Origin of the sequence: Herbaspirillum camelliae (genome assembly GCF_001929405.1) — a bacterium.
GTDB classification, from domain to species: Bacteria; Pseudomonadota; Gammaproteobacteria; order Burkholderiales; family Burkholderiaceae_D; genus Herbaspirillum; species Herbaspirillum seropedicae.
Map to the genome: position 1 here is coordinate 1 of NZ_KV880769.1, position 22,826 is coordinate 22,826.

Sequence of the window (22,826 nt, forward strand, 5' to 3'; positions counted from 1 at the left end):
TACTTTCGTAACGAGGGTTCTTGGGAGTAACAAGCCTGACGATGACCTACTTTCACACTGGTTGCAGCACTATCATCGGCGCGAAGTCGTTTCACGGTCCTGTTCGGGATGGGAAGGGGTGGTACCAACTTGCTATAGTCATCAGGCATAACTTGTAAAGTCAGTTGCTCTCGATCGAGCAGCAACTAACCCAAACTGGAAGAAGTATTTAATAGATTCTTGGGGTGTGATGCACTAGGGCAAACACAATATATGCTCAACTTGTCTATAACAGAGCTAATGTTATAGGAACAAGCCGCACGGGCAATTAGTATCAGTTAGCTTAACGCATTACTGCGCTTCCACACCTGACCTATCAACGTCCTGGTCTCGAACGACCCTTTAGGGGAATCTAGTTCCCGGGAAGTCTCATCTCAAGGCGAGTTTCCCGCTTAGATGCTTTCAGCGGTTATCTCTTCCGAACTTAGCTACTCGGCAATGCCACTGGCGTGACAACCGATACACCAGAGGTTCGTCCACTCCGGTCCTCTCGTACTAGGAGCAGCCCCCTTCAAACTTCCAACGCCCACGGCAGATAGGGACCAAACTGTCTCACGACGTTTTAAACCCAGCTCACGTACCACTTTAAATGGCGAACAGCCATACCCTTGGGACCGGCTACAGCCCCAGGATGTGATGAGCCGACATCGAGGTGCCAAACTCCCCCGTCGATATGAACTCTTGGGAGGAATCAGCCTGTTATCCCCAGAGTACCTTTTATCCGTTGAGCGATGGCCCTTCCATACAGAACCACCGGATCACTATGTCCTACTTTCGTACCTGCTCGACTTGTCAGTCTCGCAGTTAAGCACGCTTATGCCATTGCACTATTAGCACGATGTCCGACCGTACCTAGCGTACCTTCGAACTCCTCCGTTACACTTTGGGAGGAGACCGCCCCAGTCAAACTGCCTACCATGCACTGTCCCCGATCCGGATAACGGACCAAGGTTAGAACCTCAAACAAACCAGGGTGGTATTTCAAGGTTGGCTCCACAGAGACTAGCGTCCCTGCTTCAAAGCCTCCCACCTATCCTACACAGATTGGTTCAAAGTCCAATGCAAAGCTACAGTAAAGGTTCATGGGGTCTTTCCGTCTAGCCGCGGGTAGATTGCATCATCACAAACATTTCAACTTCGCTGAGTCTCGGGAGGAGACAGTGTGGCCATCGTTACGCCATTCGTGCAGGTCGGAACTTACCCGACAAGGAATTTCGCTACCTTAGGACCGTTATAGTTACGGCCGCCGTTTACTGGGACTTCAATCAAGAGCTTGCACCCCATCATTTAATCTTCCAGCACCGGGCAGGCGTCACACCCTATACGTCCACTTTCGTGTTTGCAGAGTGCTGTGTTTTTATTAAACAGTCGCAGCCACCATTTTATTGCAACCCTTTTGTCCTTCTGGCGCAGGCCAGTCAAACTACTTGGGCGTACCTTATCCCGAAGTTACGGTACCAATTTGCCGAGTTCCTTCTCCCGAGTTCTCTCAAGCGCCTTAGAATACTCATCTCGCCCACCTGTGTCGGTTTGCGGTACGGTCTCGTTAGACTGAAGCTTAGAGGCTTTTCTTGGAACCACTTCCGATTGCTTCGCGAACAAGTTCGCTCGTCTCACACCCTTGAATTACGCTGCCGGATTTGCCTAACAGCCTTCTTCGATGCAAAAACCGACTATTCCAACAGTCGGACAACCTTCCGCGATCCGTCCCCCCATCGCATCTAACGACGGTGCAGGAATATTAACCTGCTTCCCATCAGCTACGCATCTCTGCCTCGCCTTAGGGGCCGACTCACCCTGCTCCGATGAACGTTGAACAGGAAACCTTGGGCTTACGGCGTGCGGGCTTTTCACCCGCATTATCGCTACTCATGTCAGCATTCGCACTTCTGATACCTCCAGCATCCTTTACAAGACACCTTCACAGGCTTACAGAACGCTCTCCTACCATATCCTTACGGATATCCGCAGCTTCGGTGACTGGCTTAGCCCCGTTACATCTTCCGCGCAGGACGACTCGATCAGTGAGCTATTACGCTTTCTTTAAAGGATGGCTGCTTCTAAGCCAACCTCCTGACTGTTTTAGCCTTCCCACTTCGTTTTCCACTTAGCCAATCTTTGGGACCTTAGCTGGCGGTCTGGGTTGTTTCCCTCTTGACGTCGGACGTTAGCACCCGGCGTCTGTCTCCCAAGCTCGCACTCATCGGTATTCGGAGTTTGCAATGGTTTGGTAAGTCGCGATGACCCCCTAGCCATAACAGTGCTCTACCCCCGATGGTGATACTTGAGGCACTACCTAAATAGTTTTCGGAGAGAACCAGCTATTTCCAAGTTTGTTTAGCCTTTCACCCCTATCCACAGCTCATCCCCTAATTTTTCAACATTAGTGGGTTCGGTCCTCCAGTGCGTGTTACCGCACCTTCAACCTGGCCATGGATAGATCACTTGGTTTCGGGTCTACACCCAGCGACTGAACGCCCTATTCGGACTCGATTTCTCTACGCCTTCCCTATTCGGTTAAGCTTGCCACTGAATGTAAGTCGCTGACCCATTATACAAAAGGTACGCAGTCACCCCTTACAGGGCTCCTACTGTTTGTATGCACACGGTTTCAGGATCTATTTCACTCCCCTTCCGGGGTTCTTTTCGCCTTTCCCTCACGGTACTGGTTCACTATCGGTCGATTACGAGTATTTAGCCTTGGAGGATGGTCCCCCCATGTTCAGACAGGATTTCACGTGTCCCGCCCTACTTGTCGCAAGCCTAGTTCCACACCATCGATTTCGCATACGGGGCTATCACCCTCTATGGCCGGACTTTCCATTCCGTTTTGCTATCGTTGATGCTAAATCTTGCAGGCTGATCCCATTTCGCTCGCCACTACTTTGGGAATCTCGGTTGATTTCTTTTCCTGTAGCTACTTAGATGTTTCAGTTCGCCACGTTCGCTTCGTTACCCTATGTATTCAGATAACGATGACCTTACGGCCGGGTTTCCCCATTCGGAAATCTGCGGATCAAAGCTCGTTTGCCAGCTCCCCGCAGCTTATCGCAAGCTACTACGTCCTTCATCGCCTGTAATCGCCAAGGCATCCACCATGTGCACTTATTCGCTTGTTCCTATAACGTTAGCCTCTTTTGCAAGAGCGTTATAAAGAAGCGTTGAGTTTTAGCGTTTGCCGTATTCCAAAGTAAGTCTTCTAATTGCTAAGATCACTTCGTAATACTTTGATTGATACAATCACACCCATTTTTACTTTCGCAAGAACCGAAGTCCTGGCGATCGTTTAAATGAATCTTTACTTCTTCCAGATTGTTAAAGAACAAAAACAGCCATTGATCGTAAAAGATCAAACCTAAATCACTACGTCTTGCGTTGGCGACGCTGACTTAGGTTTGATATTTCTTGGTGGAGGTTGACGGGATCGAACCGACGACCCCCTGCTTGCAAAGCAGGTGCTCTCCCAGCTGAGCTAAACCCCCGAAACCTTGGTGGGTCTGGTTGGGCTCGAACCAACGACCCCCGCGTTATCAACACGGTGCTCTAACCAGCTGAGCTACAGACCCGCTTGGATCAGTATCAGTAGCCAGTCGATGACGTTGTGTCACGGACCGCGCTTCACCAAATAACTGTTCTTTGAATTACAGCCGATAAGTGTGGACGCTTAACTTCGTGCGCACTCTAGAAAGGAGGTGATCCAGCCGCACCTTCCGATACGGCTACCTTGTTACGACTTCACCCCAGTCACGAATCCTACCGTGGTGAGCGCCCTCCTTGCGGTTAGGCTACCCACTTCTGGTAAAACCCGCTCCCATGGTGTGACGGGCGGTGTGTACAAGACCCGGGAACGTATTCACCGCGACATGCTGATCCGCGATTACTAGCGATTCCAACTTCATGGAGTCGAGTTGCAGACTCCAATCCGGACTACGATACACTTTCTGGGATTAGCTCCCCCTCGCGGGTTGGCGGCCCTCTGTATGTACCATTGTATGACGTGTGAAGCCCTACCCATAAGGGCCATGAGGACTTGACGTCATCCCCACCTTCCTCCGGTTTGTCACCGGCAGTCTCATTAGAGTGCCCTTTCGTAGCAACTAATGACAAGGGTTGCGCTCGTTGCGGGACTTAACCCAACATCTCACGACACGAGCTGACGACAGCCATGCAGCACCTGTGTGATGGTTCTCTTTCGAGCACTCCCAAATCTCTTCGGGATTCCATCCATGTCAAGGGTAGGTAAGGTTTTTCGCGTTGCATCGAATTAATCCACATCATCCACCGCTTGTGCGGGTCCCCGTCAATTCCTTTGAGTTTTAATCTTGCGACCGTACTCCCCAGGCGGTCTACTTCACGCGTTAGCTGCGTTACCAAGTCAATTAAGACCCGACAACTAGTAGACATCGTTTAGGGCGTGGACTACCAGGGTATCTAATCCTGTTTGCTCCCCACGCTTTCGTGCATGAGCGTCAGTGTTATCCCAGGGGGCTGCCTTCGCCATCGGTATTCCTCCACATATCTACGCATTTCACTGCTACACGTGGAATTCTACCCCCCTCTGACACACTCTAGCCGTGCAGTCTCAAATGCAATTCCCAGGTTGAGCCCGGGGATTTCACATCTGACTTACACAACCGCCTGCGCACGCTTTACGCCCAGTAATTCCGATTAACGCTTGCACCCTACGTATTACCGCGGCTGCTGGCACGTAGTTAGCCGGTGCTTATTCTTCAGGTACCGTCATTAGTAATAGATATTAGCTACTACCGTTTCTTCCCTGACAAAAGAGCTTTACAACCCGAAGGCCTTCTTCACTCACGCGGCATTGCTGGATCAGGGTTGCCCCCATTGTCCAAAATTCCCCACTGCTGCCTCCCGTAGGAGTCTGGGCCGTGTCTCAGTCCCAGTGTGGCTGGTCGTCCTCTCAGACCAGCTACTGATCGTTGCCTTGGTAGGCTTTTACCCCACCAACTAGCTAATCAGATATCGGCCGCTCCAGGAGCATGAGGTCTTGCGATCCCCCACTTTCATCCGTAGATCGTATGCGGTATTAGCTAGTCTTTCGACTAGTTATCCCCCACTCTAGGGCACGTTCCGATATATTACTCACCCGTTCGCCACTCGCCATCAGGAGCAAGCTCCTATGCTGCCGTTCGACTTGCATGTGTAAGGCATGCCGCCAGCGTTCAATCTGAGCCAGGATCAAACTCTTTAGTTTAATCTCTGTTTTGTGCCATTTCTGGCTACCCCGAAGGGCATCGCTCTCTCAAAATACTGACAGGTAATTTCTTGCGATCTTACCTATATTTCTTGTGAGCATTTAATGTTTAAAGTTTCCAGAACCGAAGTTCTGTCGCACTTCATTAAACGCCCACGCTTATCGGCTGTTAATTTTTAAAGATCTTGTCTGTCGCAAACGCGCTTGGCGCTGTTTGCATCGCTGCGAATCGTTTTGTTCGTCAGCAGCAGAGAAACGAGATTATGTAGCAGCTTGTTTATCGCGTCAACTACTTTTTTGCGATTCGTTTTAAATTTTTTCGTCTTCGCTGAACTTACCGCTTCGACTACTTCCATTTAAAACGCCCTACAAACTGCCCCACTACTCATTGCTTCGCCGACATCTGTCGCTTTGTTTTTCAACTTCGCTTCGTGTGTCGCGTCAGCAGGGGGCGAACTATAGCAACCCACCTGCAGCCGCGCAAGCCCTTTTTGAAAAATAATTGAAATAATTTAGAAAACAGCCCCGACACCCTCACCGTCATCGCTCGCAAATCCAGAAGAGACAAGGCTTTGCGGGCTGCGCTAGGGCCCACCTCCTCACAAAAAAATAATGGCCGCCCTGGCGGGCGGCCATTATCGATCACGGTAATCGATCAGGAATGCTTGAATACCGGCTGGCGTTTTTCCAGGAAGGCCTTCATCCCCTCCTTCTGGTCTTCAGTAGCAAAGCAGCTATAGAAGAGCGCCCGCTCATACTTCATCCCTTCCGAGAGCGTAGTCTCATAGGCGCGATTGACCGAGTCCTTCACCATCATGGCCACCTGGCGTGGCATCTCGGCAATGATGATCGCTGCAGCCATGGCTTCCTCCAGCAGCTTGTCCGCGGCCACGATGCGCGAGACCAACCCGGCGCGCTCGGCCTCCTCGGCATCCATCATACGTCCGGTCAAGGCCAGATCCATGGCCTTGGCCTTGGACACCGCACGCGGCAGGCGCTGGGTGCCGCCGGCGCCGGGCACGATGCCCAGCTTGATCTCGGGCTGGCCGAACTTGGCGTTGTCAGCGGCAATGATGAAATCACACATCATCGCCAGTTCGCAGCCGCCACCCAGCGCGTAGCCGGCCACCGCCGCAATCACCGGCTTGCGGATGCGGCGCAGGGTTTCCCAGTTGCGGGTAATGAACTCACCCTTGAAGACATCCATATAGTCATAGCCGGCCATGGCGCTGATATCGGCGCCTGCGGCAAAGGCCTTCTCGCTGCCGGTGATGATGATGCAGCCGATCTCTTCCTGCGCGTCGAAGGCCAGCAGGGCCTCGCCCAGCTCGGTCATGAGGCCGTCGCTCAGAGCATTGAGGGCCTTGGGGCGGTGCAGGCGGATCAGGCCGACCTTCTCGTGGGTCTCGACCTGGATATTTTCGTAGCTCATAGGGTCTCCTTCTTATCGATGAATCGGGTGGCGGTGACGGCGTGGCAGCAAACCGTCATGGCGAACCGCAAGAATAAGGCAAAAATCGGGAGGAAGTCCGACCTGGCGCAATGACTGTCCATAATTTCATGCAGGCGCGGCGGTGCAAGACTATATTTGAGTCATCCCATCAGCGTCCCCTGTGGCGCATCATTGATCTATATAAGGAGGCCACCATGTTCAAGACCATACTCGTTCCCACCGACGGCTCCGAACGCTCGGACAAGGCCATTGCCACTGCGGTGGACTATGCCAAAAACAGCGGCGCAAGCCTGATCGGCATCACGGTGGCCGAACCCTACCCCTTCTCGCCGCTGGCCGAAAGCTCCATGGCCATCGACCCGGCGCTCTACGAAGAGAACGTCAAGACCCTGGCCCAACAGCACATCAAGAAAATCACCGATGCCGCCACAGCGGCTGGCGTTCCCTGCCAGACCGAGATCGTCATGTCCTTCAATCCCGATGAGGAAATCATCAAGGCGGCGCAACTGCACGGCTGCGACGCGATCTTCATGGCATCGCACGGTCGCAGCGGACTCTCGCGCATCTTCCTGGGCAGCAAGACGCAGAAGGTGCTGACCCATTCGACCATTCCGGTGCTGGTGTTGCGCTAAGCAAAGCCGGCCGTCACCGCGACGCAAAAAAAGCCTGATCCCGGATGAGATCAGGCTTTTTCATTTCCGGGAAGAAATATCGATCAATTACCCGACGGCGGCGTCATTCCTTTGGGCAGCAACACCCACATCATCCCGCGCTGCTTCATCGAACCAGCGCGATCCTCGGCCTCGTCGCCAAAGCCCCAGAAATAGTCTGCCCGCACCACCCCACGGATGGCGCCGCCGGTATCCTGCGCCACCACCAGTCGCTGCAGGGGACGATCGCTATTAGGCAGGGTCGTAGCCAGGAATACCGGCGCGCCCAGCGGCACATGCTGCGGATCGATGGCGATGGAGCGCTGCGGCGTCAACGGGATGCCCTGCGCGCCCTTCGGCCCCTTCGAGGGATCAGGCAGCTTCTCTTCCTTGAAGAAGACATAGCTGGGGTTGGCGTTGAGCAACTCTTCCTTGCGTGCGGGATTGGCCTGGACCCAGGCCTTGATGTTCTGGGCCGAGGCCTGTGACAGTTCCATCTCCCCCTTGTCTACCAGATAACGCCCGATGGATTTGTAAGGACGGCCATTCTGATCGGCATAGGCCAGGCGAATGGTCTCGCGCGACTCGGGCAGATAGACACGGCCCGAACCCTGCACCTGCAGGAAGAAGGCCTCCACCGGATCATCCACCCAGACGATTTCCTTGCCGGCCAGCGCATTGCCCTGCATCAGCTCGGCCCGGGCGGGGTAAGGCACGACCTTGCGGCCGACCACCTTGCCGCGCAGGCGCAGGTTCTTCAATTCCGGATAGACGCTGGCCATGTCGATGGTCAACAGGTCGTCCGGGGCCTGGTACAGCGGTGTCTGGTAGGGGCCGCTGCGTCGGCGCGAACCGCGCAGCAGAGGTTCGTAGTAGCCGGTGACCAGGCCGGTATCGGTGCCGTCCTGGTTGTAGAGCTGGTAAGGCGTGAAGTAGGTCTCGAAATACTGACGCAGCAGGCCGAGGTCACTGCCATTGACCTGCTGGGCCGCACCGCAGGCGGCACGCCACTCCGGCTTGCGGATCATCACCGAACAGGACGATTGCACTGCCGGCCAGGCCTCGCGCAGGTCGTCATTGTTCCATCCTGGCAACTGCGAGAAGCTGGTGGCGCGCATGGCCGGGCCGGGCTGGGCCGTCGGGCGGGGTGAGGGCTGGCTCACGCCGGGCGTGGTGACGGGGGTGGTCTGGCAGGCCGCCAGCAGGACCGCGACCGAGATGGCCATTGCGGGTACACTGAGACGCCGGAGCGAAGAAAGCTTGGTGAAACGATTCAATGACATCGGAGACAGATTCATGTTGTGGTTGATCCTGGAGGCTTGCGCCGCCTTCTTCGTGCTGGTCTTCATCGTCTGGTGGACCATGTTCTCGGGCCGCAAGGAAAAGAATGGCAGACCCGTGGGCAGGCAACAGAAGACAGCGCGCGAGACCACAGACAGCGGACCGCGCTGAAAAATCCGCTGGCCTGCGCCAAACCCTGCACGTCAGTGCAGGGTGCGCGGCAGCGAGAGGACAAATTCTGGAATGCGCACGTCGAACTGCTCGCCATCCTCGGCCACGCAGAAGTATTCCCCGTGCATGCTGCCCTGGGGCGTCTTGAGCGAGGTGCCGCTGGTGTATTCGAACTGTTCGCCCGGCTGCAGGAAGGGCTGGTGCCCCACCACGCCCAGCCCGCGCACTTCCTCGACGTGGTTGTTGGCGTCGGTGATGACCCAGTGGCGCGAGATCAGCTGGGCCGGCACGGTGCCGGTATTGACGATGGTGATCGCATAGGCGAACACGTAGTGCGAACGCGATGGATCGGATTGTTCCTCCAGGTACTGGGTCTTGACCGTCACCGTGAACTCATACGCTGCCATGGAATTTCCTGTCTTGTGAATGTGGCTGGCCGCCCATCGATGAAGCATCGGGGCAGCCACCCCCGATTGCACACGAATTCCGCACCCAGCGCAAGCCGCCACGCCAGCCAAGCTCGTCAGGGGCTCGCGACAAGGTAGAATAACGCCTTTGCCGCCGGCGCCGCCGTCGATTCAGCCATCCTTTCTTTACAGCCATGCCGACCTACCGTATCGCCCCCAGCATCCTGTCCGCCGATTTCGCCCGCCTGGGCGAGGAAGTGCGCAATGTCGTCGCCGCCGGCGCCGATTTCATCCACTTCGACGTGATGGACAACCATTATGTCCCCAACCTCACCATCGGCCCGCTGGTGTGCGAGGCGATCCGCCCGCATGTGCAAGTCCCCATCGACGTCCACCTGATGGTCAAGCCGGTGGACCGCATCATTCCCGATTTCGCCAAGGCCGGCGCCAACCTCATCACCTTCCACCCGGAAGCCTCCGAGCACATCGACCGCTCGCTGCAACTGATCCGCGACAATGGCTGCAAGGCCGGCCTGGTGTTCAACCCCGGCACGCCGCTGCACTACCTGGATCACGTGATGGACAAGCTGGACATGGTCCTGATCATGTCGGTCAACCCCGGTTTCGGCGGCCAGTCCTTCATTCCCGAAGCCCTGAAGAAGATCGCCGAAGTGCGCCGCCGCATCGATGAGTCCGGCCGCGACATCCTGCTGGAAGTCGATGGCGGCATCAAAGTCGAGAACATCGCCGCCGCCGCCCGCGCCGGTGCGGACACCTTCGTGGCCGGCTCGGCCATCTTCGGCAAGCCGGACTACAAGGCCGTCATCGACGCCATGCGCGCCGAGCTGGCCCAGGTCTGATCGGCCTGCCCTTCCACGAACAGACGACAAGGTTTCCCAGGCATATGAGCAAGCTGACCAATATCAAGGCCGCCATCATCGACCTCGACGGCACCATGCTGGATACCGCCGCCGACTTTCACGTGGCGGTGAACCGCATGCGTGACGACCTGGGTCTCACGCCCCTGTCCCAGGAAACCATCGTCAACTTCGTCGGCAAGGGCACCGAGAACCTGATCCGCCGCGTGCTGGCCGTGGACTACGCCGAAGACGAGGCCGCGCAATACTTCCAGCAGGCGCTGACGGCCTATACCGAGCACTACCTGGCCATCAACGGCGACTATTCCTCGCTCTACCCGGGCGTGCTCGAAGGCCTGCAAGCCCTGCGCAGCAAGGGCCTGCGCCTGGCCTGCGTGACCAACAAGCCGCTGGCCTTTGCCGTACCGCTGCTGCAGAAGAAGGGCCTGCGTGATTTCTTCGAGATCGTCTACGGGGGCGATTCCTTCCCCAAGAAGAAGCCCGATCCCATGCCGCTGCTGCAGGTGTGCCAGGATTTCGCCCTCGAGCCGGCGCAGGTGCTGGCCATCGGCGACTCCAGCAACGACGCCCAGGCCGCCCGCGCGGCGGGTTGCCGGGTCCTCAATGTTCCGTATGGATACAACCACGGAGAATCTATACACGACGTCGATTCGGATGGTATAGTTTCGACGCTTGTAGAAGCAGCGCAGCAAATCTCGGTGGACTGACGCCCTGTCAGCCTGCCGGTCGATAGACCGAAGATCCAACCGCGACCCCACATCAATGTTTCGTAACAACAAACGAACCGCTCAACCGACAGCCGCCCCTGAGGCCTGGCTGTGGCGACGCTGGCAATTCCAGGCTCTGTAAATGAGGCCTGGACCTGGCCGCACCTGCGTGCCGGGTCGTTTGTTGTAGTACCCGCATCCCCCGTATTTTCCTTAACGACACCGCTGACGAGAGTCCGCCGCTGTCCACGGTCATCGTGTGCATCGCGCATTGCGCCTGCACACCGCCAGTGGGCAAGCCCGCGTACCCTACAATGGCGGTCTGGAGTGAAACATGACCGAACTCGAATTCAAATCGCTGGCCACCGAAGGCTACAACCGCATCCCCCTGATCGCCGAAGCCTTCGCCGACCTGGAAACCCCGCTGACGCTCTATCTCAAGCTGGCCCAAAGCCACCACACCGGCAAGAACACCTTCCTGCTGGAATCGGTCGTGGGCGGCGAGCGCTTCGGCCGCTATTCCTTCATTGGCCTGCCCGCCTCGACCAAGATCCGCTGCAGCGGCAAGCAGATCGAAGTGCTGAAGAATGACGTGGTCATCGAAACCGCCGAAGGCAATGCGCTGGAATTCATCGCCGAGTACCAATCCCGCTTCAAGGTCGCCATCCGCCCCGGCATGCCGCGCTTCTGCGGCGGCCTGGCTGGCTACTTCGGCTATGACGCCGTGCGCTACATCGAGAAACGCCTGGAAGACAGCGCTCCCAAGGATACGCTGGGCCTGCCCGACATCCAGCTGCTGCTGACCGAAGAACTGGCCGTCATCGACAACCTCTCCGGCAAGCTCTACCTGATCGTCTACGCCGACCCTACCCAGCCGGAAGCCTTCTCCCGTGGCCGCCAGCGCCTGCGCGACCTGCGCGCCATGCTGCGCCGCCCGGCCGATGCACCGGTGACCACCGGTTCAGTGCGCACCGAAACCATCCGCGAATTCCCCAAGGACGAATACCTCAAGGCCGTAGCGCGCGCCAAGGAATACGTGATGGCCGGCGACCTGATGCAGGTGCAGATCGGCCAGCGCCTCAGGAAATCCTATGTGGATTCGCCGCTGATGCTGTACCGCGCACTGCGTTCGCTGAACCCCTCGCCCTACATGTACTTCTACAACTTCGGCGACATGCAGATCGTCGGCGCCTCGCCGGAAATCCTGGTGCGCAACGAATCCATCGGCGAAGGACAGAAGAAGATCACCATCCGCCCGCTGGCCGGCACCCGTCCGCGCGGCTCCACCATCGAGCGCGATGAGCAACTGGCGCGCGAACTGCTGGCCGATCCCAAGGAAATCGCCGAACACGTGATGCTCATCGACCTGGCCCGCAACGACATTGGCCGCATCGCCACCACCGGCAGCGTCAAGGTCACCGACCAGATGGTGATCGAAAAATATTCCCACGTGCAGCACATCGTCTCCAACGTCGAAGGCATCTTGAAGCCCGGCATGTCCAACCTGGATGTGCTCAAGGCCACCTTCCCGGCCGGCACCCTCTCGGGCGCGCCCAAGGTGCGCGCCATGGAAATCATCGACGAACTGGAGCCGACCAAGCGCGGCATCTATGGCGGCGCCTGCGGCTATCTCTCCTTCGGTGGCGAGATGGATGTGGCCATTGCCATCCGTACCGGCGTCATCAAGGATGGCACGCTCTACGTGCAGGCCGCCGCCGGCATCGTGGCCGACTCGGTGCCGGAAATGGAATGGGAAGAAACCGAAAACAAGGCGCGTGCCGTACTGCGCGCTGCTGAACAAGTGCAAGATGGCCTGGACGGAGAAATCTAAATGCTGCTGATGATCGACAACTACGACTCCTTCACCTACAACCTGGTGCAATACTTCGGCGAGCTGGGCGAAGAGGTGCTGACCATCCGCAATGACGAGATCACGCTGGATGACATCAGGAAACTGAACCCCGAGCGCATCTGCCTCTCCCCCGGCCCCTGCAGCCCCAAGGAAGCCGGCATCTGCGTGGACCTGCTGAAGGAATTCTCGGGCAAGCTGCCCATCCTGGGCGTGTGCCTGGGCCACCAGGCCATCGGCGAAGCCTTCGGCGGCAACATCATCCGCGCCAAGCAGGTGATGCATGGCAAGACCTCCAAGATCGCCCACACCGGCGTGGGTGTCTTCAAGGACCTGCCCACCCCCTACACCGTGATCCGCTACCACTCGCTGGCCATCGAACGCGCCACCCTGCCGGATTGCCTGGAAGTGACGGCATGGACCGATGATGGCGAGATCATGGGCGTGCGCCACAAGGAGTTCGACCTGCAAGGCGTGCAGTTCCACCCCGAATCCATCCTCTCCGAACACGGCCACGCCCTGCTCAAGAACTTCCTGACCGGCAGCGCCCGCGGCTGAGACCACTACACGAGACGAGACAAGATATGTCCATCACTCCCCAAGAAGCGCTGCTGCGCTGTATCGAACACCGCGAAATCTTCCACGATGAAATGCTGACCCTGTTCCGCCAGATCATGAGCGGGGAGATGTCGCCGGTGATGATCGCGGCCCTCACCATGGGCCTGCGCGTGAAGAAGGAAAGCATCGGCGAGATCGCCGCCGCCGCCCAGGTCATGCGCGAATTCGCTACCAAGGTGCCAATGGCTGATACCTCGCGCCTGCTCGACATCGTCGGCACCGGCGGCGATGGCGCGCACACCTTCAACATTTCCACCGCCTCCATGTTCGTGGCCGCGGCGGCCGGTGCGCGCGTGGCCAAGCATGGCGGGCGCAGCGTGTCGTCCTCGTCCGGCAGCGCCGACGTGCTCGAAGCCCTCGGTGCGGACATCAACCTGCAACCCGAGCAAGTGGCGCAATCGATCGCCCAGACCGGCATCGGCTTCATGTTCGCCCCCAACCACCACGCCGCCATGAAGCACGCCGCGCCGGTGCGCAAGGAGCTGGGCGTGCGCACCATCTTCAACATCCTCGGTCCGCTGACCAATCCGGCGGGGGCGCCCAACATCCTCATGGGCGTGTTCCACCCCGACCTGGTCGGCATCCAGGTGCGCGTGCTGCAACGCCTGGGCGCGCAGCACGCCATCGTGGTCTGGGGCCGCGACAACCTGGATGAAGTCACGCTGGGCGGCGCCACCATGGTGGGCGAGCTCATCAATGGCGAAATCCGCGAGTACGAGATCCATCCGGAAGACTTCGGCCTGTCCATGTTTGCCAGCCGCAACTTGCAGGTCGGCAATGCGGCCGAATCGAAGGAAAAGATCTTCGAAGCCCTGCGCGGGGAACCCGGTCCGGTACACGACATCGTAGTCATCAATGCCGCCACCGCTCTGTATGCGGCCGGTGTTGCGCCCTCGATTGCCGAAGGCCTGCAGACCGCGCGCGCCACCATCGCCTCCGGCGCGGCGCGCGCCAAGCTGGACCAGTTCGTCCAGGTGACCCGCCAGCTCGGTGGCAAGCACTGAGCCGACATCCGATACCAGATACCCGATACCTGACAGGAGCCCCATGTCCGACATCCTCAACAAGATCCTCGACGTCAAGGCCGAGGAAGTCCGTATCGCCAAGAAAGAGCGCGACCTCGCCAGCCTGCGCCGCGATGTCGAAACCGACAGCGAGCTGCGTTCCGAACTGCGCAACTTCGAAGAGAGCCTGCGCGAGAAGATCGCCAACGGCCAGGCCGGCGTGATTGCCGAAGTCAAGAAAGCCTCGCCCTCCAAGGGCGTGATCCGTCCCGACTTCAAGCCCGCCGAGATCGCCGTGAGCTATGCCGAACATGGCGCGGCCTGTCTGTCGGTACTCACCGATGAACAGTTCTTCCAGGGCTCGCCGGACTACCTCAAGCAAGCACGGGCCGCCTGCGCCCTACCGGTGCTGCGCAAGGATTTCGTGATGGACCATTACCAGATCTATCAGGCGCGCTCCTGGGGGGCGGACGCCATCCTGCTGATCGTGGCGGCGCTGGACCATGGCCTCATGGCCGACATGGAAGCCTGCGCCCATGAGCTGGGCATGAGCGTGCTGGTGGAAGTCCACGACAGCGCCGAGCTGGATGCGGCGCTGAAGCTGAAGACGCGTCTCTTGGGCATCAACAACCGCAACCTGCGCACCTTCGAGACCACCCTCGATACCACCCTGAACCTGCTGCCGCGCATCCCGCCGGAAAAACTGGTGGTGACCGAATCGGCCATCGCCACACCGGACGACGTCAAGCGCATGCGCGACGCCGACGTGCATGCCTTCCTGGTCGGTGAGGCCTTCATGCGCGCCCCTGAACCGGGCGTGGAGCTGGCGCGGCTGTTCGCCTGATCCGCGTACACGCAACGAAAACCTCGCCCGGTGATTGCCGGCGCGAGGTTTTTTTATTCCTGCAACTCAGGCGATCAGGCCGAGAAACCACCATCAATCATGAGATTGGCGCCCGTGATGTAACCCGCTTCAGGGCCTGCCAGGTAAGCCACGAAGCTGGCGATCTCGTCGGCCTTGCCATAGCGCGGCAGCGCCATCAAGCCCGTCAGGGAGGCGGCGAAGTCACCGCTGGCCGGGTTCATGTCGGTATCCACCGGGCCGGGCTGGACATTGTTGACGGTGATGCCGCGCGGACCCAGGTCACGTGCAAGGCCCTTGGTCAGACCGACCAGCGCTGACTTGCTCATGGCATAGACCGCGCCGCCGGCAAAGGGAATGCGGTCGGCATTGGTGCTGCCGATGCTAATGACGCGGCCACACTCGCCCATGTAGCGCGCCGCCTCCTGGGTCGCGACGAAGACGCTGCGCACATTCACGGCCAGGGTGCGGTCCAGGTCTTCCAGCTTGAATTGGTCCAGCGGCCCCATGGCCAGCACGCCAGCATTGTTGACCAGGATATCGAGGCGGCCAAAGGTCTCGGCGGCCAAGCGGATGGCTTGTTGCAGGGCGGCAGCATCCGCGCTGTCGGCCTGGATCGCCAGGGCGCGGCCGCCCTTGGCTTGCACGCTGGAGACCAGCGCTTGCGCCTTGTCCGGCGAGCTGACGTAGGTGAAGGCGACGGTCGCGCCCTCGGCGGCCAGGCGCTGCACGATGGCCGCGCCGATGCCGCGTGAACCGCCTTGCACGAAGGCAACCTTGGAAACCAGGGTGGAGGGGGAAACGGCGGCTTGTTGGTCTTGCTTGCTCATGATCTTGCTCCTTGAAGGTGATGGGTTGACCCCGTCGGCCTGCGCCTGTGTGTTCTGTGGGCTGCTGTGTGCGTCCGGGTTGAAGCAAGTATCGGCGTTTGATTATGTGACGACTAGCCGGCAATCCCTATCTTCTTTTTAAACCATTGGTTTAGAATCGAGCGATGGAAACCATGACCCGCATTGAATGCTTCGTCGCTGCGGCCCACGCCGGCAGCTTTTCGGCGGCGGCGCGCCAGCTCGGCCTGACCTCGGCGGCGGTGGGCAAGAACGTGGCGCGGCTGGAGACTTCACTGGGCGTGCGACTGTTTCATCGCAGCACCCGCAAGCTCTCGCTGACCGAAGCAGGCGAACGCTTCCTGCAAGAAGTCGGCGGCGGCCTGCAAGCCATCCGCAGTGCCGTAGCCAACCTGGCCAGCGCGGGCGGGCAGCCGGCCGGCACGCTCAAGGTCAGCATGGGGACGGGGTTCGGGCGGCAATACATCGTGCCGTTGCTGGGGGAGTTCCTGGGGAGATATCCGGGCATCCAGCCGGACTGGCATTTCGAGAACCGCCCGGTCGATCTCATCAGCGAAGGCTTCGACGCCGCCATCGCCGGCGGTACCGAGCTGTCACCCGGCGTGGTGGCGCGTGAGCTGGCGCCGGCGCACCGGGTCTTGCTGGCGTCGCCCGCTTACCTGGATGCGCACCCACCGCTGCACTCGCCGGCCGATCTGGCCGAGCATGCCGGCATCCTGATCCGCTCGCCGCAGACCGGCCGCGTGCGGCCCTTCTCGCTGCGCGACCGCAGCGGCCAGCAGGCCCCGGTCACGCTGCAGCAACGCATGACGATGAGCGACGCCAATGCCGCCTGCGAAGTGGCCGAGGCCGGACTGGGCATCACGCTGGTATCGATGCCGCACGCCCTGCTCTATCTGGACCGCGGCACGCTGGTACGAGTGCTGCCGGACTGGTATGTCGACACCGGCATGCTCTCGCTCTACTTCACGGCAGCCAGACTGCTGCCGGCCAAGACCCGCGTCTTCGTCGACTTCGTGGTGGAGCACTTCCGCCGCGAGCGGCTGGCCGAGCGCTTTTCCGCACAGCGCTAGGGGCTGTTCAGCGCTTGCCCTGCGCGGCCCGCATGCCGCCGCCGATATTGCTGCCGGCATCGCGCGCCAGGCCGCGATAACCGAGCACCGATATCAAGGTCACCACGCCAGCCATGGCAAAGGCCCACTGGAAATCGCCCAGGGTGAAATGCGCACCGCTGGCATCGATCTCCTCGCCACGCAGTGCAGCGGCGATGCGCAAGGCCAGCGCGCCGAAGGCGATGCCCATGCCGATGGTCATCTGCTGCGCCACGCTCCAGAGCGTGCTGGCCGAAGACTTGCGGGCATCGCTGATATCCGCATAGGCCAGCGTGGCCAAGGTCGAGAACTGCATCGAGCGTGACAAGCCGTAACAGAAGATCACGCCCAGGATCACCGGCAACGGTGTCGCGGGCGTCAACAAGCCGCAAGCGATGATGAGGCAACCCGCGATGGCGGCATTGTTGACCGCCACGCTGCGAAAACCGAAGCGCTGCAGGATGCGCGTGGTAAAGGCCTTCATGCCGAGGTTGCCCAGGGCGGTGGCCAGCAGCAGCAAGCCCGACTGGAAGGCGGTCAGGCCGAAACCGATCTGGAACATCAGTGGCATCAGGTAAGGCACGGCATCCACGCCGATGCGCGTGAGCGAACCGGTCAGCACCGTCACCGAATAGGTCGGGATGCGCAAGTTGGAAAAATCCAGCAGTGGATGTTCGATGCGCTGCATGTGACGCCAAGCGCCATACCCCAACACCACACCCAGCGCCACGAAGCCGAGCGCCACCTTGATGTTGGATTCCATGTGGCTGGCGATTTCGGTGCCATACAAGAGCGAGGTCAGCGCCGCGCCCGAGAGCAGGAAGCCGACCAGGTCCAGCGGTCGCTTGCTCACGCCATGTTCATTGCGCACCACCATCATCACCGCAGTGAAGGCAGCAAGACCGAACGGCACGTTCATCAGGAATATCCAGTGCCACGAGGCATAGGTGGTGATAAAGCCACCGATGGACGGCCCCACCACCGGCGCCACGATGGCCGGCCAGGTGATGGTGGCGATGGCTTTCATCAGCCTCTCCTTGCCGGTGCTGCGCACCACGATCATGCGCCCGACCGGCACCATCATTGCCCCGCCCAGCCCCTGCAGCACACGGGCGGCAGTGAACTCCCAGACGTTCTGGGAAAAGCCGCACAGGATGGACGCCAGCGTGAAGATGGCAATGGCCATGCCGAACACCGTGCGCGAACCGAAGCGGTCCGCCACCCACCCGCTGATGGGGATGAAGACCGCCAGCGTAAGCATGTAGGCGGTCATGCCCAGGCTCAGTTCGTTGGGGCCGACACCAAAGGACTGCGCCATCTGCGGCAGGGCCGTGGCGATGATGGTGGTGTCCAGGTATTCCATGAAGAAGGTCGCCGCCACGATGTAGGGCAACATGCGCACGCGTGCATCGGTCTGGCTGTTGTCGTTGGTTCCCACGTTGTTTCCGCCTCTGTCTTTTGGAAGTCCCATGCGAAACGCCGGCATGTGCCGGCGCTTGCATGAGGAGAATGATCTATATTCCCAAAATTATTTATATCAATATCAATAGAACTTCAGGAAGTGCACCAGCAGCTGGATCACGATGACACCACCAATGAGCCCGCCACCAAAATAGACGATCACACCCAGGAGCATATTGGTGCGCCGCTGCTCGGCCAGCAGCTTGCGGATCAGCTCGGTATTCTGCGGCTGGCTCTCGCCTTCGGTATAGCGCGTCAAGGCCTGATGCACCAGGCGCGGCAGCTCGGGCAGCAGGCGGCTGTAGCGCGGCACTTCCACCTTCAGCTGTTCGACGAAACCGCGCCAGCCGATCTGTTCGCTCATCCAGCGTTCCAGGTAGGGCTTGGCGGTCTTCCACAGGTCGAGGTCGGGATCGAGCTGACGACCCAGGCCTTCGACGTTGAGCAAGGTCTTCTGCAGCAGCACCAGTTGCGGCTGCACTTCCACATTGAAGCGGCGCGAGGTCTGGAACAGGCGCAACAGCACCTGACCGAAGGAGATGTCCTTCAAGGGCCGATCGAAGATCGGTTCGCAGCAGGCGCGCACCGCCGCTTCCAGTTCATCGACGCGGGTATCCTTGGGCGCCCAGCCGGACTCGATGTGCGCCTCGGCCACGCGCTTGTAGTCGCGGCGGAAGAAGGCCAGGAAATTCTGCGACAGGTAATCCTTGTCGAAATCATTGAGCGTGCCGACGATGCCGAAGTCCAGCGCGATATAGCGGCCAAAGCTCTCCGGCGCCACCGACACCAGGATGTTGCCGGGGTGCATGTCGGCATGGAAGAAGCCGTCGCGGAACACCTGGGTGAAGAAGATCTCCACGCCATCGCGCGAGAGCTTGGACAGGTCCACACCCTCAGCGCGCAGGCGCTCGGTCTGCGAGATGGGGATGCCATGCATGCGCTCCATCACGATCACCGAGGACGAGCAATAATCCCAGTACATCTCCGGCACCATCAAGAGCGTGGACTCGGCGAAATTGCGGCGCAACTGGCTGGCGTTGGCGGCTTCGCGCATGAGGTCGAGTTCGTCGTGCAGGTACTTGTCGAACTCACCCACGACTTCCTTGGCCTTCAGGCGCCGGCCATCGGCCCACAGCCGTTCCAGCCAGTCGGCGGCGACGTGCATGAGGCCGATATCGTGGTCGATGATGTCGCGCATGCCAGGACGCAGCACCTTGACGGCGACTTCCTTGCCATCCTTCAGGGTGGCGAAGTGGACCTGGGCAATCGAGGCCGAGGCCACCGGAGTGCGCTCGAAGGTGGCGAAGAGCAGGTCCGGATGCGCGCCCAGCGATTTCTCGATCTGCTTGACCGCCAGTTCGGAATCGAAGGGCGGCACGCGATCCTGCAGCAAGGTCAGCTCGTTGGCGATGTCTGGCGGCATCAGGTCGCGCCGGGTCGAGAGCACCTGGCCGAACTTGATGAAGATAGGACCGAGGTCTTCCAGCGCGCGACGCAAGCGCTCCCCGCGCGGCGCGGACAGGTCGCGCCAGAAGAAGATGCGGTTGATGATGCGGGCAATGCGCGGCGGCGCGAATTCAGAGGCGATGATTTCATCCAGGCCATAGAGAATGGCCACGCGGATGATCTTGAGCAGACGCATGGAACGCAGCAGCATCAGCGACGCTCCAGCTTCTCGATGCGCTTGGACAGGCGTTCCAGATCATCGCGCAGACGCACGACATCGGCGGAAAAGTCCTGCAACTGGCGGGGGCGGATCAGCATCGGTTGTTCTTCCAGGAAATACTCGGCAAGGTTTTCGGTAAGCTTGCGGCCGGTGGTGCGGGCCGCCTCGAACAGGCCGTGCGCGCCGGAGACGATGCGGGTGGCGGCGACGTCGCCGACCACGCGGGACAGGTCATCCTCGGCATCCCAGCGCAGCTTCTGGCTCAGTTGCGAGATTGCATTGGCGAAATCGGCATCGCCTTCCAGCTTGACGTAGGACACGGCGCGCTCGCGGTTGGCGGCGATCAGCGGCAGGTCGGAAAGCTTGATACGGATGGTGACATTGGCGGGCGCATCAGCGGGCACATCCTGCAGATAGCCATCGCCGGCCACTTTCAGGCGCAGCTGCATGACGCCGGTATCGATGCAGGCCACCTTGCCGGCATGGGCGATGAGCGTGTTGCGCGCCCACGGCTCCTGCGCCAGCAGATGGTTGATCGCCGCTGCGGCGGGTTTCATCGGGTCGAGGGCAAACGTGGCGGGATCGGGCAGCACGGACATGGATTCCAAAGGCGGGTTAGGCCAGATTCAATAACAAGGACAAAGACAAAACGCGGTCAGCCGGGCAATCAGCGCCGCAAAAACAAAACCGCCCGCAAAAGCCGGGCGGTTTCAAGTGTAACAGCTTGGCCGGCAGGCAAGGTTCGCACCAGGCGGGTTCCTTGATCCGGCACCGGCCACCAGCTACAGGCTACACCTGCTGGATGCCGGCCAGCACCCAGCCGCCGCTGCCGTTGAGCGGCTTGGACAGGTTCCAGATTTCGGCGAAGGGTTCGGCCGAGGCATCCGGGGCTTCCTTGATCAGTCCCTGGAAGCGCACCGTGGCCAGGTAATCGAAGGCCATGGTCTCGATGCCCAGCAGTTGCGCATCCAGCTGGACCACGTCGGTGGCATTGGGGGCGGGTCCCCGTTCGGTCAATTGCATGCGCAGCTCGGCAAACATCTCGGGGGTGGTGAATTCGCGGATGTCGTTGACATCGGCGCGATCCCACGCCGCCTGCAGGCGGATGAAATAGGTCTTGGCATTGCGCACGAAGCCGGCCGTATCAAACCCTTCCGGAATGCCCCATTGCTGGATCTGCGCTGGCTGGGCCGCAGTGCCATAGGCGTTGCCTTGCAGGGCGGGCGGCGGGTTGACGTCGCGCAGCCCGGAACCGATTTCGGGGGTCGCGCCGGCAGCGCTGCCGATCGGGCTCACACCAGGCATGGGCGTGGCATAGGCGGGATTATTGTTCTGCGCCTCACGGCCCCGGGCAAACATGCGGATCAGGAAGATCACCGCCGCGCACAGCAGCGCGATGGTCAGCAGCGAACCCAGCATGCCGCCCATGGCGCCGCCAATGCCGAAGTGCGACATCAGCGCACCCAGGCCAAAGCCCAGCAAGGCGCCGCCCAGCACATTGCGCCAGGGACTGGCAGGCTTGGGCATGGGCGCGCTTTGCGGCGTGGCCGCCGGCGTCGAAGGACGATACGGGGTGGCCGAAGGCTGGCTGTAGGAGGGCGAAGACGGCGAGGACGGCGCCGCCTGGCGCGAGTAATTGGACGATTGCTTGCCGAAGGAGCCGCCACCGCCCAGGCGCTTGGCCTCGGCGGGTGACATGATCAGGGATAGCGAGGTGATCGACAGCAGCAGTGCGAGCAGGAGTTTTTTCATGGGCTTGCCTCTTGTGGATGATGCCGAGATGGCGGGCGGCCAATGAAAAAGCAAGCCCGTCGATTCGGAGCGGTCATTGTCGCCGGGCAGAATTAAGCCAGTCTTAATGCCGCTGCGCCCAGCATTTCTTACATCTTAATGCCCGTATGCAGCGCGGCCACACCGGCAGTCAGGTTGAAGTATTGCACGCGCTCCAGGCCCACCTGTTCCATCATCTGCTTCAGGGTTTCCTGGTCGGGGTGCATGCGGATCGATTCGGCCAAGTAGCGATAGCTGTCGGCGTCGTTGGCCACCTTCTTGCCCAGCCATGGCAGGACCGAGAAGGAATAGACGTCATAGGGCTTCTTCAGCGGTTCCCAGACCTTGGAGAATTCCAGCACCAGCAGCTTGCCGCCAGGTTTGAGCACACGGCGCATCTCGGCCAGGGCGGCATCCTTGTGGGTCATGTTGCGCAGGCCGAAGGCCACCGAGACGCGGTCGAAGTAGTTGTCCGGGAAGGGCAGCTTCTCGGCATCGCACAGCATGGTGGGGGTGACGATGCCCTGGTTGAGTAGGCGATCGCGGCCCACGCGCAGCATGGATTCGTTGATGTCGGTATGCCAGACTTCACCGCTGGGGCCGGCCTGCTTGGCAAAGGCCTTGGACAGGTCGCCAGTGCCGCCGGCAATGTCGAGCACCTTGAAGCCAGGACGGATGCCAGCCTGGGCGATGGTGAATGCCTTCCAGATGCGATGCAGGCCCGCCGACATGAAATCGTTCATCACGTCGTACTTGGCGGCGACGGAGTGGAACACTTCCGCGACCTTGCGGACCTTTTCTTCTTCTTTGACGGTTTCGTAACCGAAATGGGTGGTGTTGGTCATGGCTGGGC

General features: G+C 59.9%; 19 protein-coding genes, 2 tRNA genes and 3 rRNA genes. 9 read left to right on the top strand and 15 right to left on the bottom strand.

What is annotated here, in order from left to right; translation table 11 throughout:
• Positions 1 to 33: 33 nt before the first annotated feature.
• From rrf to BGK68_RS00030, 7 genes are all read right to left on the bottom strand, one after another.
• Positions 34 to 146, bottom strand: a 5S ribosomal RNA gene (gene rrf, locus BGK68_RS00005).
• A 140-nt stretch (positions 147 to 286) separates the two neighbouring features.
• Positions 287 to 3,158, bottom strand: a 23S ribosomal RNA gene (locus BGK68_RS00010).
• A 287-nt stretch (positions 3,159 to 3,445) separates the two neighbouring features.
• A tRNA-Ala gene (locus tag BGK68_RS00015) sits at positions 3,446 to 3,521 on the bottom strand.
• A 7-nt stretch (positions 3,522 to 3,528) separates the two neighbouring features.
• A tRNA-Ile gene (locus BGK68_RS00020) sits at positions 3,529 to 3,605 on the bottom strand.
• A gap of 119 nt (positions 3,606 to 3,724) precedes the next feature.
• Positions 3,725 to 5,257, bottom strand: a 16S ribosomal RNA gene (locus BGK68_RS00025).
• Together the 16S, 23S and 5S rRNA genes with 2 tRNA genes alongside form the textbook arrangement of a ribosomal RNA operon.
• A 176-nt stretch (positions 5,258 to 5,433) precedes the next feature.
• The gene (locus BGK68_RS27250; protein WP_143432923.1) at positions 5,434 to 5,613 is read right to left on the bottom strand and encodes a hypothetical protein; all 180 of its coding nucleotides are present in this window, start codon (positions 5,611 to 5,613) and stop codon (positions 5,434 to 5,436) included.
• A gap of 299 nt (positions 5,614 to 5,912) precedes the next feature.
• A complete protein-coding gene (locus BGK68_RS00030) occupies positions 5,913 to 6,689 on the bottom strand; it encodes an enoyl-CoA hydratase (RefSeq protein WP_013235819.1) in 777 nt (258 codons plus the stop codon).
• A 215-nt stretch (positions 6,690 to 6,904) separates the two neighbouring features.
• On the opposite strand from BGK68_RS00030, the gene BGK68_RS00035 reads away from it, so the two are divergent.
• Positions 6,905 to 7,342: a universal stress protein gene (locus BGK68_RS00035; protein WP_075255387.1), complete on the top strand. Its 438-nt coding sequence runs from the start codon at positions 6,905 to 6,907 to the stop codon at positions 7,340 to 7,342.
• A gap of 83 nt (positions 7,343 to 7,425) precedes the next feature.
• Here the strand turns inward: BGK68_RS00035 and mltA are convergent, their stop codons facing one another.
• On the bottom strand, positions 7,426 to 8,658 hold the full coding sequence (gene mltA, locus BGK68_RS00040; protein ID WP_075255388.1) for a murein transglycosylase A: 1,233 nt from the start codon (positions 8,656 to 8,658) through the stop codon (positions 7,426 to 7,428).
• Here mltA and BGK68_RS27940 point away from each other — a divergent pair.
• Complete coding sequence (locus tag BGK68_RS27940) at positions 8,657 to 8,812, top strand: hypothetical protein (RefSeq protein ID WP_198937142.1); 156 nt, start codon at positions 8,657 to 8,659, stop codon at positions 8,810 to 8,812. The genes mltA and BGK68_RS27940 overlap by 2 nt on opposite strands.
• Positions 8,813 to 8,844: 32 nt before the next feature.
• Here BGK68_RS27940 and apaG read toward each other — a convergent pair whose 3' ends face one another.
• Entirely contained in the window at positions 8,845 to 9,219 is a 375-nt protein-coding gene (gene apaG / locus BGK68_RS00045; RefSeq protein ID WP_013235822.1) for a Co2+/Mg2+ efflux protein ApaG, read from the bottom strand.
• Positions 9,220 to 9,413: 194 nt separating this feature from the next.
• Here apaG and rpe point away from each other — a divergent pair, with 194 nt between their 5' ends.
• The 6 genes from rpe to trpC all read left to right on the top strand — a co-directional run bounded on the left by rpe (position 9,414) and on the right by trpC (position 15,119).
• Positions 9,414 to 10,079: a ribulose-phosphate 3-epimerase gene (gene rpe, locus BGK68_RS00050; protein ID WP_006465098.1), complete on the top strand. Its 666-nt coding sequence runs from the start codon at positions 9,414 to 9,416 to the stop codon at positions 10,077 to 10,079.
• Between the two features lie 44 nt (positions 10,080 to 10,123).
• Positions 10,124 to 10,804: a phosphoglycolate phosphatase gene (locus tag BGK68_RS00055; RefSeq protein WP_075255389.1), complete on the top strand. Its 681-nt coding sequence runs from the start codon at positions 10,124 to 10,126 to the stop codon at positions 10,802 to 10,804.
• Positions 10,805 to 11,138: 334 nt separating this feature from the next.
• Positions 11,139 to 12,635, top strand: coding sequence for an anthranilate synthase component I (gene trpE / locus BGK68_RS00060; protein ID WP_075255390.1), 1,497 nt, complete (start codon positions 11,139 to 11,141; stop codon positions 12,633 to 12,635).
• On the top strand, positions 12,636 to 13,211 hold the full coding sequence (locus BGK68_RS00065; RefSeq protein WP_075255391.1) for an aminodeoxychorismate/anthranilate synthase component II: 576 nt from the start codon (positions 12,636 to 12,638) through the stop codon (positions 13,209 to 13,211). It begins immediately after the preceding gene.
• A gap of 26 nt (positions 13,212 to 13,237) precedes the next feature.
• Positions 13,238 to 14,275, top strand: a complete 1,038-nt coding sequence (gene trpD, locus BGK68_RS00070; protein WP_075255392.1) for an anthranilate phosphoribosyltransferase — start codon at positions 13,238 to 13,240, stop codon at positions 14,273 to 14,275.
• Between the two features lie 43 nt (positions 14,276 to 14,318).
• Positions 14,319 to 15,119, top strand: a complete 801-nt coding sequence (trpC, locus tag BGK68_RS00075; protein ID WP_075255393.1) for an indole-3-glycerol phosphate synthase TrpC — start codon at positions 14,319 to 14,321, stop codon at positions 15,117 to 15,119.
• Positions 15,120 to 15,193: 74 nt separating this feature from the next.
• On the opposite strand, the gene BGK68_RS00080 is transcribed toward trpC, so the two are convergent.
• Positions 15,194 to 15,967 carry a 3-oxoacyl-ACP reductase family protein gene (locus BGK68_RS00080; protein ID WP_075255394.1) on the bottom strand — a complete coding sequence of 258 codons (774 nt, stop codon included), beginning with the start codon at positions 15,965 to 15,967 and terminating at the stop codon, positions 15,194 to 15,196.
• Between the two features lie 164 nt (positions 15,968 to 16,131).
• On the opposite strand from BGK68_RS00080, the gene BGK68_RS00085 reads away from it, so the two are divergent.
• A complete protein-coding gene (locus BGK68_RS00085; RefSeq protein WP_075255395.1) occupies positions 16,132 to 17,058 on the top strand; it encodes a LysR family transcriptional regulator in 927 nt (308 codons plus the stop codon).
• A 7-nt stretch (positions 17,059 to 17,065) separates the two neighbouring features.
• On the opposite strand, the gene BGK68_RS00090 is transcribed toward BGK68_RS00085, so the two are convergent.
• The 5 genes from BGK68_RS00090 to ubiE form a co-directional block, all read right to left on the bottom strand.
• Positions 17,066 to 18,562, bottom strand: a complete 1,497-nt coding sequence (locus BGK68_RS00090) for an MFS transporter (protein ID WP_075255396.1) — start codon at positions 18,560 to 18,562, stop codon at positions 17,066 to 17,068.
• A gap of 57 nt (positions 18,563 to 18,619) precedes the next feature.
• A complete protein-coding gene (gene ubiB / locus BGK68_RS00095; RefSeq protein ID WP_075255397.1) occupies positions 18,620 to 20,194 on the bottom strand; it encodes a ubiquinone biosynthesis regulatory protein kinase UbiB in 1,575 nt (524 codons plus the stop codon).
• Positions 20,194 to 20,802, bottom strand: coding sequence for a ubiquinone biosynthesis accessory factor UbiJ (locus BGK68_RS00100; protein ID WP_083657692.1), 609 nt, complete (start codon positions 20,800 to 20,802; stop codon positions 20,194 to 20,196). The genes ubiB and BGK68_RS00100 overlap by 1 nt, the downstream gene beginning before the upstream one ends.
• 190 nt (positions 20,803 to 20,992) lie before the next feature.
• Entirely contained in the window at positions 20,993 to 21,955 is a 963-nt protein-coding gene (locus tag BGK68_RS00105) for a Tim44 domain-containing protein (RefSeq protein WP_075255398.1), read from the bottom strand.
• 128 nt (positions 21,956 to 22,083) lie between these two features.
• Positions 22,084 to 22,818, bottom strand: coding sequence for a bifunctional demethylmenaquinone methyltransferase/2-methoxy-6-polyprenyl-1,4-benzoquinol methylase UbiE (ubiE, locus tag BGK68_RS00110; RefSeq protein ID WP_075255399.1), 735 nt, complete (start codon positions 22,816 to 22,818; stop codon positions 22,084 to 22,086).
• Positions 22,819 to 22,826: the final 8 nt, after the last annotated feature.

Excerpts from the sequence above, each read along its gene's own strand:
- BGK68_RS27250 (WP_143432923.1), bottom strand. The coding sequence starts at position 5,613 with ATGGAAGTAGTCGAAGCGGTAAGTTCAGCGAAGACGAAAAAATTTAAA.
- BGK68_RS00030 (WP_013235819.1), bottom strand. The coding sequence starts at position 6,689 with ATGAGCTACGAAAATATCCAGGTCGAGACCCACGAGAAGGTCGGCCTG.
- BGK68_RS00035 (WP_075255387.1), top strand. The coding sequence starts at position 6,905 with ATGTTCAAGACCATACTCGTTCCCACCGACGGCTCCGAACGCTCGGAC.
- BGK68_RS27940 (WP_198937142.1), top strand. The coding sequence starts at position 8,657 with ATGTTGTGGTTGATCCTGGAGGCTTGCGCCGCCTTCTTCGTGCTGGTC.
- mltA (WP_075255388.1), bottom strand. The coding sequence starts at position 8,658 with ATGAATCTGTCTCCGATGTCATTGAATCGTTTCACCAAGCTTTCTTCG.
- apaG (WP_013235822.1), bottom strand. The coding sequence starts at position 9,219 with ATGGCAGCGTATGAGTTCACGGTGACGGTCAAGACCCAGTACCTGGAG.
- rpe (WP_006465098.1), top strand. The coding sequence starts at position 9,414 with ATGCCGACCTACCGTATCGCCCCCAGCATCCTGTCCGCCGATTTCGCC.
- BGK68_RS00055 (WP_075255389.1), top strand. The coding sequence starts at position 10,124 with ATGAGCAAGCTGACCAATATCAAGGCCGCCATCATCGACCTCGACGGC.
- trpE (WP_075255390.1), top strand. The coding sequence starts at position 11,139 with ATGACCGAACTCGAATTCAAATCGCTGGCCACCGAAGGCTACAACCGC.
- BGK68_RS00065 (WP_075255391.1), top strand. The coding sequence starts at position 12,636 with ATGCTGCTGATGATCGACAACTACGACTCCTTCACCTACAACCTGGTG.
- trpD (WP_075255392.1), top strand. The coding sequence starts at position 13,238 with ATGTCCATCACTCCCCAAGAAGCGCTGCTGCGCTGTATCGAACACCGC.
- trpC (WP_075255393.1), top strand. The coding sequence starts at position 14,319 with ATGTCCGACATCCTCAACAAGATCCTCGACGTCAAGGCCGAGGAAGTC.
- BGK68_RS00080 (WP_075255394.1), bottom strand. The coding sequence starts at position 15,967 with ATGAGCAAGCAAGACCAACAAGCCGCCGTTTCCCCCTCCACCCTGGTT.
- BGK68_RS00085 (WP_075255395.1), top strand. The coding sequence starts at position 16,132 with ATGGAAACCATGACCCGCATTGAATGCTTCGTCGCTGCGGCCCACGCC.
- BGK68_RS00090 (WP_075255396.1), bottom strand. The coding sequence starts at position 18,562 with ATGCCGGCGTTTCGCATGGGACTTCCAAAAGACAGAGGCGGAAACAAC.
- ubiB (WP_075255397.1), bottom strand. The coding sequence starts at position 20,194 with ATGCTGCTGCGTTCCATGCGTCTGCTCAAGATCATCCGCGTGGCCATT.
- BGK68_RS00100 (WP_083657692.1), bottom strand. The coding sequence starts at position 20,802 with ATGTCCGTGCTGCCCGATCCCGCCACGTTTGCCCTCGACCCGATGAAA.
- BGK68_RS00105 (WP_075255398.1), bottom strand. The coding sequence starts at position 21,955 with ATGAAAAAACTCCTGCTCGCACTGCTGCTGTCGATCACCTCGCTATCC.
- ubiE (WP_075255399.1), bottom strand. The coding sequence starts at position 22,818 with ATGACCAACACCACCCATTTCGGTTACGAAACCGTCAAAGAAGAAGAA.